Source organism: Nostoc sp. MG11 (assembly GCF_014904695.1).
Taxonomy (GTDB): domain Bacteria; phylum Cyanobacteriota; class Cyanobacteriia; order Cyanobacteriales; family Nostocaceae; genus Komarekiella.
In genome coordinates this window covers 1-2,697 of the sequence record NZ_JACXXN010000147.1, presented here as the reverse complement: position 1 = coordinate 2,697, position 2,697 = coordinate 1, and the positions used below count along the sequence as shown (strand labels likewise).

General features: G+C 40.8%; 3 protein-coding genes and 1 pseudogene. All 4 read right to left on the bottom strand.

Annotation, left to right across the window (positions count from 1 at the left end):
* Window positions 1-120 precede the first annotated feature (120 nt).
* Entirely contained in the window at window positions 121-492 is a 372-nt protein-coding gene (locus HCR01_RS37585; protein WP_226890083.1) for a tyrosine-type recombinase/integrase, read from the bottom strand.
* A gap of 104 nt (window positions 493-596) precedes the next feature.
* Window positions 597-2,015: pseudogene (locus HCR01_RS37580) on the bottom strand (ISKra4 family transposase).
* A 17-nt stretch (window positions 2,016-2,032) separates the two neighbouring features.
* Window positions 2,033-2,233 (bottom strand): hypothetical protein, encoded by a 201-nt coding sequence (locus HCR01_RS37575; protein WP_193200959.1) that lies wholly within the window; start codon window positions 2,231-2,233, stop codon window positions 2,033-2,035.
* Between the two features lie 6 nt (window positions 2,234-2,239).
* Window positions 2,240-2,697, bottom strand: a 458-nt coding sequence (locus tag HCR01_RS37570) for a plasmid pRiA4b ORF-3 family protein (protein WP_226890082.1), incomplete at its 5' end; no start/stop codon positions are given.

The window sequence follows — 2,697 nt, the reverse complement described above, 5'->3', positions numbered from 1 at the left end:
CGCAGCATATGAGCATGGACTCTGAAAAGTAAACCAGCTAATTCACCAGCCCGTTCAACAATGCCGGCGATCGTATCATGTGCCAACGGGCCACGTCGAGAAGACTGGAAAACATAGGGGCTAGCAGGATAATCTCTTTGAAGCTTGCGTCGATGTGCGAATTTCTTCAGAGTAAAGAGGATGAGTAGATGCAGTGCCTTTTTTAACTCGCTTTACGTAAATTGTCCCACCATGAAAGTCAATTTGCTCCCATCGCAGAGATGCCACCTCTGCCACTCGCAATCCGTGACGGTAGATCAACAAAATTAGGGTTGAGTCTCGGTGAGCGTGGCGACCCTGAGATTTTTTGATAGCTGACCGCATCGACTCAACTTCCTCTGGTAACAAATGTTCCCTAGTCCTAACCTGGGAGTATTTGCGAGAGTTAGGCGATTGACGCTCTCCTTTTTGAGTTTTACCAACTTTCGGTACTTGGAGGAGCTGCTTGACCATGACCCAAACTCCTGAAAAGCTTGGGGTATGCGAACTACAGTCATCTGTACTTATGAAGTAAACTTAATTACATTGATATTAAATATTTAAGCAGCATGAGGCATTCACTGATTATCTTCGCTATCGACCCTAAATTCGGGATACCATTGCTGAAATTTACTAATCCACTCGTCATTTAAAACTTGCGTTCGGACTTGAATTAGGAGATGGCTTCCTTCTGGAGTCCACCGCATTTGTTGTTTTTTAACGAATCGTTTGCTAATCACTTGATTGACGGTAGATTCTACAAACGAGCTAGAAATACGTTCTCCATTCCGGTAGCGTTCGCCATAATTTGGAATATACTGACCATTATTTGAGATGTAGGTTTCAAATTCCTCTAAATAGTCACAGAGTTTTTCTGCCTCTAAGCTTGGTTCAGTATCATAATCATCTGAAGCTAATGCACAGGCACTATCCATTAAATCTTCAATTTTTGATAATGCTCTAAATACATTTCCATGCCACAAATACCACTTTAAAGAGGTCAAAACTTTTTGGATGGATTCGCTCGAAATACCTGTTTATACATCTTCTTTAGTGATACCTTTAGCAATTTTTTTCATCACAGTAATCCGCATTGTGATGTGAAACCAATCGAGTATATGTTCTGCATTAGGGTTCAGATAATACTGTAGGTCACGAATACTCTCTTCACCATCTGATAAAAATGTGACTTGTTGGTTCATTTGCATCCCCTGAGACTTTAGCACCTCAAATATGCGGCGTTGGGGTTTGGTATCGTAACAATAAACCATCCCAAACCGCTTGGATGTACCGTCAGCTTTTATACTCTTACCTGCAATAACTTGAAATTGACCTGCTGTTTGATTTTTCCTGTCATAAAAACGAACATATCCTCCATCCATACCCACTACCAACGGTAAATCTGGTCTGGGAAGCCTATCCCAGTTCCTCTGGCAATCCTCGTATAACATTCCTACCTCTTCTGGTAACTCCGATTCCAAACGCTTACCAAGTGAGTGTAGATTGTTGCGTATAGATGTAGCGTTTATTTCTCCTTCTAATGGTAGTAATTCTTGTAATAATTTGCTAGACAGTCCATAGGACATTAAAGATGCAAATTTTGATTCTAGGTAGAGCAATTCAGGTGATGTGCGCTCTTTTAACAGGTTTGCTACTGGGTTAAAGCTACGAGTTGCTTGCTTGGTACAGGCACAGTGAAATAATCGATGACATTGCAGTTTTAATTTGCCGAACGCTGTTCTATGTGTAATTGTCCGTTTGTCTTTATGCAATAACTTCTTGCCACAATCTGAGCATAATTCTTGCTGTTTTTGATATAGAGCTATGTGTTGATTAACTATGCTGCGTTGTGTCTGAAGTAATAATTCTTTGCCTTGGGCTAGCGTTAGTCCTAAGTCTTCCGGTTGTAGATTACCCTTTTCAATTTGTAAAACTTCTTGAATTAATTGGGTTTCTCCTGATTCTGATTCAACAACTACTTGGATTTTAAATTTCACACTATCCCCTTGAACAATTACATCAATTCCCTGTCTCCGGTAGCGTATTTTAGTAGATTTTGGTTGACTTTTTGACGCTCAAAACGGTTTTGGTACACTAATAGCCAAGTTAGTAACGAGCTTGCTTCTTCTCTATCCATGTCAAATTTCTTGTTCTCTAACATTGAAGCAAAACGCTCTAATACGTCAGAAATAAAAAATTCTTCCCTTGCTTTCATGAAGCCTCAAGGGCCACCACAGTTCTCTGGAGAACAAACACCTTTACCGCCAGTGCAGATTGGGTAAGTTTGCTTGGGTTCTGGAGTAAGTATTGCTTCTACTCTAATTTGATGCCGCCACCAATAACGCCATGCACCCATTAATGGGCAAATACTGAAGTCATATTCGTATAAAAACTTTTCTTTCTCCCTCAAACCAAGGGACGCAAGTTTTACTTCACAGGCGCTACAGCTAAATACTGTTCCCCCTGGTTGGATAATCCCGTACTGCTTACCGTGGATGATGAAATGATGGAGGTGAATATCTTCCCACCCCATTGCCAACTGAATTGTGTAATGCAAATCTTCTATTGTGCTATCGCTGCTGACTTTTATACGCCGCCAAATCATGGGGCTGATGCTCAACAGCACCACTTTTAATTGATATATGACTCTTTCCGTAGAATCCAACATTGAGCCATCTT

Bases quoted from the DNA above. Each gene is read 5' to 3' on its own strand.
- HCR01_RS37585 (WP_226890083.1), bottom strand. From the start codon at position 492: ATGGTCAAGCAGCTCCTCCAAGTACCGAAAGTTGGTAAAACTCAAAAA.
- HCR01_RS37575 (WP_193200959.1), bottom strand. From the start codon at position 2,233: ATGAAAGCAAGGGAAGAATTTTTTATTTCTGACGTATTAGAGCGTTTT.